Raw genomic sequence first — 6,904 nt, forward strand, 5'->3', positions numbered from 1 at the left:
TTTGAGCATTGCGTAGTGGGGGCGGTTCTGGCAAATTGGGGGCGGTTGAAGGGATAGAAAACGGCTTTCCGCCCCCAGCAAACGATCCCCGTTTCTCCTCGACCGATCCCAGTTGCGGACAAGGAGGAAACGCTATGCCAGCCCTGACCGACACCGCGATCCGACATGCGCTGAAGCGTGTCGAGATCAGCCGCAAGCAGGAGAACCTCGCCGATGGCGAGGGGCGCGGCACCGGCCGGCTCGTCCTCGTTCTCAAGCCGATGCCGAAGCGCGTCACGGCCGACTGGATGGCGCAGCAATGGCGTGACGGCAAACGCACCAAGAAGAAGATCGGCGCCTACCCTTCGACGTCGCTCGCGCGGGCTCGTGAGGTTTTCAAGCGCGACTATGCCGACGTCATCCAGAAGGGCCGGAGCATCAAGATCGCATCCGACACCCGCCCCGGCACTGTCGCTGACCTCTTCGAGGGATACGTCGCGTCACTCAAGGCCGCCGATAAGCCCTCCTGGAAGGAAACGGAAAAGGGTCTCAACAAGATCGCAGACACCCTTGGGCGCAACCGCCTCGCCCGCGAGATCGAGGCCGAGGAAGTCGTCGAACTGATCCGCCCGATCTATGAGCGCGGCGCCAAGTCGATGGCCGACCATGTGCGCTCCTACCTCCATGCGGCCTTTGGCTGGGGCATGAAGTCGGACAACGACTATCGGCAGCAATCGGCTCGCCGCTTTCGCATCCCCTTCAATCCGGCCACAGGCATTCCGACCGAACCGAAGGTCAAGGGCACCCGCTGGCTCGACGAGGACGAGTTCGTGCGCCTCTATCGTTGGCTGGAATGCCCCGATACGCCGGTTCATCCGCCCTATACCCGTGCCGTCAGGATCATCATGCTGACCGGCCAGCGCGTCCAGGAGATCGCCAGCCTTCACATTGATCAGTGGGACGCTAAGGAAAAGATCATCGACTGGTCGAAGACCAAGAACGATCAGCCCCATGCCGTTCCGGTGCCCGGGCTGGCCGCAGAGCTACTCGCGTCCATCAACGTCAACGAATACGGCTGGTTCTTCCCATCTGCGACAGACCCGTCCAAGCCTGTCAGCCATGGCACGCTTTACTCGTTCATGTGGCGCCAGCGGGACCGCGGCGTGATTCCCTATGTAACGAACCGCGACCTGCGCCGGACCTTCAAGACGCTGGCCGGCAAGGCGGGGGTCTCGAAGGAAATCCGCGACCGCCTCCAGAACCACGCTTTGCAGGACGTCAGCTCCAAGCACTATGACCGCTGGCACTACATGGTGGAAAAGCGCGCCGGCATGGCGAAATGGGACAAGTTCGTCCGCTCCATGCTCGCGAAGAAGCGCCTGAAGGCGGCCGCATGACATCCCGTCTGTCCGGCGAGAGGGCGAAAAAACAAAGGATGAGCAGCCCATGACTGGAGAGGTTCGGCAAGACGAAATGGTCCAGCAGGCGATCCGAAACCTGTTCCTCGGTTCCGTACCGGAACGGGACGATGAGCTTTCGTCGCTCTGGGGGCACCTCGACCTGGTGTTCCGGTTCCTTCCCGATGACCACGAAGATGGCCGGCTCATCATGGATGCCGGCAGCTATCGCTATATCCGGTTCAATCACCGCGTCGTGCGATCCTTCTGGATCGGGGCTTTCGCCGCATGGGAAGGCTCCAGGGCCGTCGCGGAGAGCAAGGACTTCCCTGCGGTCGACCTGACGCGGTTTCAGGAACTGGTCGCGGCATTCGAGACGGCCGTTCAGAACGATCAGTCGGACGAGGCACCTTTGCCAACAGGCGTTCCCGAGCCGGGGACGTTGCCGGACAAGGACAGAGATCCTCAAGGCCGGGCGGCCTCGGAACTGTCCATTATCGCGGTGGCCTGGGCCTTGCTACATGAGGTCAGACACATCCGGCACCAGCGGGAAGGCACGAGTGCGAGTGTCCATGGCGACACAAGGGAGGCGCGGCAACACGAGGAATTTTCCTGTGATGAATTTGCGACCCGGTTCATTCTGGAGCATGCGCAGCGCTATTCTGATGAAAGCGGCTACGATCCTGTCCTTGTCCGTCGCAAGCGGGAGATGTCGATCTATTTCGCCCTGTTCGCGCTGACCCTGCTTGCAAAGGACAGTTGGGCGGCATCCGATACGCACCCCTCGGTTCAGGATCGTATCGACGCGGTATGCGGCTTGATGGGGAATGATCGGGATGAATTGGCCGAGGCAATTGCCCACACGGCCTTTGCAACACTGCGGACGTTATGGCCGTCGGCGCCGATGATCGTGGCGGGCGAACGCTCATGCGTATCGTAATCGGCCTGACGCTGCTGGCAGCGCTGACCACGGCGACCGCAGCCAAGGCCGACCCCTGCAAGGCCATTCCCGACCGCGGCCCGATGCCGTCCTATCTCCACCGGGGCGCGCACTTCTCCGGTCCCGTGGTCTATGTCGGCGACGGCGACTCCCTTGTCAATCGGCATCGAAAATTGACCCCCGATCGGCGTTCAAAATTGACCCCCTTTTGGCGTAGGGCGGAACGCGAGCGCTCGCCCCGGCGGAGCTGGCGGGGTTGCGCAGCCGGGGCGAGTGCGTTTCGGTTCGCGATGTGATCGGGAAGCGTCAGGCGCGGTTCTTGAAGCGCCAGCTTTCGTTGCCGGTCTCGACGATGTCGCAATGGTGGGTGAGGCGATCGAGCAGCGCGCTGGTCATTTTCGCGTCGCCGAACACGCTCGGCCATTCGCCGAATGCGAGATTGGTAGTGATGATGATAGAGGTGCGTTCGTAGAGCCGGCTGATCAGATGGAAGAGCAATTGTCCGCCAGATTGCGCGAAGGGCAAGTAGCCGAGCTCGTCGAGTATGATGAAGTCCATTCTCGTGAGATATTCCGCGAAGCGTCCCTGACGACCTCCTCGCGCTTCGGTCTCGAGCCTGGTGACGAGTTCGACGGTGTTGAAGAAGCGGCCGCGTTTTCCAGCGCGAATGCAATTTCTTGCAATCGCTATCGAAAGATGGCTCTTCCCCGTACCGGTTCCACCGACGAAAACACAATTACGTTGTTGGTCGAGGAAGCCGCCGTTCGAGAGATCGCGCACCAACCCTTCATTGATCGGCGTACCGTTGAACTGGAAGCCGTCGAAGTCCTTCGCCAGCGGCAATTTGGCGATCGTCATCTGATATTTGATGGAGCGCGCGTGCTTTTCGGCGATTTCCGCCTCGAGAAGATCGCCGACGATGCGTGGCGGCTCATGCTGCCTCTTTATGCCACTCGACATCACCTCGTCATAGGCGTTCCTCATGCCGAAGAGCTTGAGCTCTCCCATGAGATCGAAGAGCTTGGTGCGTTCCATCAGCCTGTTCTCCTCAATTGATCATAGCGGGCGCAGTCGGCGAGCGGCATGTGCAGCAGCATCAACGACTCGGGCGTCGGGATCGTCGGCGGGGGCGGCGGCTCGCGCCGGCGGGCGAGAATGTTGAGAATGACGTCGGCGGAATGGACGCCTTGGCCGAGCGCCTCCGCGCAGGCGGCTTCCACCGCGGTCAATCCGTCCTCGACGACGGCGGCCAGAACCTTGACCATCTGTCGATCGCCATCATTGCTGCCGGCGAGCTTGCGCCGCACGCGCTCGATCGCTCCCGGCAACACCCAGTCCTTGAACGGCGCGCCGTTCCGTAGCGCGCCGGGCTTGCGCGCGAGAACTGGCACATAATGCCAGGGATCGAAGATCGTCGCGCCGCGCCCGAAGGCCCGAGCATGTTCGGCGACCACCCGCCCTTTTTGGCGGAAGACGATGCGGTCGGCGTAGGCGTGGATCTCGACCGGGGCGCCGACGGCGCTCGCATTGACCGAGTATTTATTGTTGTCGAAGCGCACGAGGCAAGTCTTCGACACCGACGCGGTCAGCTCGTGGAATCCGTCGAACCGCCCGCGCAGCGGAACGAGCTTCGGGCGCTCTTCTTCGAATGCCTCCCAGACCGTCTTGTCCGCGATTTCCGGATGCGGATGAGCCTTGGCGTAGGTGACGCATTTATCGAGAAGCCAGGCGTTCATATCGTCGTAGGTCTTGAACCGCAGGCGCGGCGTGAAGAACCGCTCCCGCGCCAGGCCGACTTGATTTTCGACCTGGCCTTTCTCCCAGCCGGACGCTGGCGTGCAGGCGACCGGCTCGACGAGATGATGGCTGCACATTTGCGCGAAGCGACGATTGAACTTGCGCTCCTTGCCGACGAAGATCGTCTCCACCGCCGTCTTCATATTGTCGTAGATGCCGCGCGTGCAGGCGCCCCTGAAGAAGGTAAAGGCGCGATCATGCGCGTCGAAAACCATCTCCTGCGTCTCACGCGGATAGGCGCGAACGAAAGGCATGCGGCTGTGGCACAGACGCATGTGCGCCACCTTCACGGTCGTCGTCACGCCGTCGAGCACAACGATCTCGTGGCTCCAGTCGAACTGGTAGGCTTCGCCCGGCTCGAAGCTCAACGGCACATAGGCGGCCGCCGTCGCCGCGCCTTGCTCGCTGCGCCATTTGCGCGAGTAGCGACGCACAGCGTCATAGCCGCCCGCGTAGCCCAGGCCGCTCAGATCTTCGAAAATACGGATCAGGGTTAGCCGCTCGCGCGGCGCCTTCTTCTCGTTCTCCGCGAGAACCTCATCGAGCTTGTCCGACCAAGGCCCGAGCTTGGGAAACGGCTGATTGTCGCGCTCGTAAGCGAAGGACGTTGCCTCCGACCGCAGCGCCTTGCGGACCGTGTTCCGTGAAATGCCCAGATCGCGAGCGATCTCCTTGATCGTCTTGCCCTTGACGAAATGTTCGCGACGGATTCGTCCGATCGTCTCCACAATCAACATCCCCCACCACCCGCCGTTTCAACCAAAACGGGCGGACTGTCCGGACTTCACCAGAGGGGGTCAATTTTCAACGCCGATTCCCCTCGTATGGGGGTCAAACTTGCACGCCGAATAACATCTTCTGCTCTCCGAACTGGGCGATCCCTTCGCCGCTGCCCTGGCGGCGCAGGACGGATCTGGTGCGGGCGCCTGGAGCACAGGCAGCGACGACGCACCGATCCTCGAAGAGATGGTTCGTGCCTTCTGCCGAGGTGGCGACCAGCTTCACGCGATCGAGCGCCTCATCACCCGTATGGAGGCGACCGGTGGCGGCGAAGCCGATCCTATTCCGGCAGAGTTCCGCGCGCTCTGGGACACTTTTCGGATCGCCCTTGCGACCGGGGGAGCGAGCTCATGACCGATGAACGGTTTCGCGCCGAGACGCCACTTGCGCCCCTCAAGGTCTTCCAGCGGCGCACCGTCGATTACGTCTTCGACCGCCTCTATGGCCAGGACAACCCCGTCCGCCAGTTTCTGGTCGCCGACGAAGTCGGCCTCGGCAAAACGATGGTTGCGCGCGGGGTGATCGCCCGCATGATCGAGCATCTGTGGGACACGACCAAACGGATCGACATCCTCTACATCTGCTCGAACCAAGCGATCGCCGCGCAGAACCTCAACCGGCTGAATGTACTTGGACGGCGCGAATTGACTCTGCCGACCCGTATGACCCTGGTTCCCCTGCAACTGCGCGGCCAGGCGGGCCTGGACGCCAACAAGGTCAACTTCATCAGCCTGACGCCTGGCACCACCTTCGATCTGCGCTCCGCGACGGGCGTGACGCAGGAACGCGCCTTGCTGTTCCATCTCCTGCGCGACCTCGTTACGCGCCCGCGCGGCCTGCACAACCTGTTGCAGGTCACGGCCGGCGTCGAGGGTTGGAACCGCGCTGTGGACAACCTCACCCTCGAAGGCGTCGACAAGCGCATCATCGAGCGTTTCCGCCGCGACGTGCAGGCGGATCGCGACCTCTTCGAGGAACTCGAACGGATTTGCGAACTCTTCCCGCGCCGCCGGGACACCTATCCCGCAGAAATGACACAGCCCCGCAACAGCCTGGTCGCCCGTCTCCGCGCCAAGCTGGTCCCACGCCTGCGTGGATGCGCTGCAACCCGACCTCATTCATCATGGACGAGTTCCAGCGGTTTCGGGATCTGCTGCATGGCGACAGCGACGCGGCGATCCTCGCGCGCGAGCTGTTCGACTACTCGGGGAGGGCGACGGGCACGCCGCCCGCACCTTGCTGCTTTCCGCCACACCCTACCGGATGCTCACGCTCGCCGGCGACGAGGCCCGACGAAGGCGACCACTATCAGGACTTCCTTGAGACCCTGAGTTTCCTCTACGGCCGGGAAAAGGGGCCGGAGGTGGCAGCCACGCTGGCGCGTGAAATGCGCGCCTTCCGCGGCCTCCTGCATGCCCTGCCACAGTCACATGCCTCAGCGGTCGAAACCCCGCCAGACCATCGAGCGGCGCCTGCGCCGTGTGATCGCCCGAACCGAGCGGGTCGCATCCACAGTCGAGCGCGACTCCATGATGAGCGAGCCTCCCATCACGGTCTCGATCGCGCCCGCCGACCTCGCGCAGGCATCCGCCGTTTCTCAGGTGGCGCGCACGCTTGATGCGCCGGAGATCATCGAATACTGGAAGTCTTCGCCCTATCTGCTCAATTTCATGCGCCACTACAGCCTGAAGCGGCTGCTGGAAGACCAGATCGACGCGCCTTCGGCCGTGCTCCGCACCGCAATCCAGGCGGCTCGACCGGCCATGCTCGATCACGACGCCATCGACGCCTATGCGCCGCTGGACCCGGCCAACGGTCGCATGCGCGCGATCATGGACGACATCTTCGGCCAGCATCTGGAACAGAACCTCTGGATACCCGCCGCCATGCCCTATTACGGCGAGGCGCGAGCCGGGCGCCGCTGACCAAGGCGCTGATATTTTCGTCCTGGTCCATGGTGCCCGATGCGATCGCAGCCCTGCTGTCCTACGAAGCCGAACGGCGCATGGGC

General features: G+C 62.8%; 6 protein-coding genes and 1 pseudogene. 4 read left to right on the forward strand and 3 right to left on the reverse strand.

Features of this window, described 5'->3' with window-relative positions; all coding sequences use genetic code 11:
* The first annotated feature begins 134 nt into the window (after nt 1-134).
* Together K369_RS24115 and K369_RS24120 are read left to right on the forward strand one after the other, a co-directional pair.
* Nucleotides 135-1,376, forward strand: a complete 1,242-nt coding sequence (locus tag K369_RS24115; RefSeq protein WP_036296863.1) for a site-specific integrase — start codon at nt 135-137, stop codon at nt 1,374-1,376.
* Between the two features lie 49 nt (nt 1,377-1,425).
* Nucleotides 1,426-2,316, forward strand: a complete 891-nt coding sequence (locus K369_RS24120; RefSeq protein ID WP_036296866.1) for a phage exclusion protein Lit family protein — start codon at nt 1,426-1,428, stop codon at nt 2,314-2,316.
* 306 nt (nt 2,317-2,622) lie between these two features.
* Here K369_RS24120 and istB read toward each other — a convergent pair whose 3' ends face one another.
* The 3 genes and pseudogenes from istB to K369_RS26855 form a co-directional block, all read right to left on the reverse strand.
* Nucleotides 2,623-3,351, reverse strand: coding sequence for an IS21-like element helper ATPase IstB (istB, locus tag K369_RS24125; protein ID WP_024882319.1), 729 nt, complete (start codon nt 3,349-3,351; stop codon nt 2,623-2,625).
* A pseudogene (istA, locus tag K369_RS24130) lies at nt 3,284-4,850 on the reverse strand (IS21 family transposase). The gene istB and the pseudogene istA overlap by 68 nt, the downstream one beginning before the upstream one ends.
* Nucleotides 4,851-4,944: 94 nt before the next feature.
* Nucleotides 4,945-5,118, reverse strand: coding sequence for a hypothetical protein (locus tag K369_RS26855; protein ID WP_156967742.1), 174 nt, complete (start codon nt 5,116-5,118; stop codon nt 4,945-4,947).
* Nucleotides 5,119-5,243: 125 nt separating this feature from the next.
* On the opposite strand from K369_RS26855, the gene K369_RS27350 reads away from it, so the two are divergent.
* Nucleotides 5,244-6,224: a hypothetical protein gene (locus tag K369_RS27350; RefSeq protein WP_198033214.1), complete on the forward strand. Its 981-nt coding sequence runs from the start codon at nt 5,244-5,246 to the stop codon at nt 6,222-6,224.
* A gap of 99 nt (nt 6,225-6,323) precedes the next feature.
* Nucleotides 6,324-6,818, forward strand: coding sequence for a hypothetical protein (locus K369_RS27355; protein WP_198033215.1), 495 nt, complete (start codon nt 6,324-6,326; stop codon nt 6,816-6,818).
* Nucleotides 6,819-6,904: the final 86 nt, after the last annotated feature.

It is taken from the genome of Methylosinus sp. PW1 (assembly GCF_000745215.1).
Taxonomy (GTDB): Bacteria; Pseudomonadota; Alphaproteobacteria; order Rhizobiales; family Beijerinckiaceae; genus Methylosinus.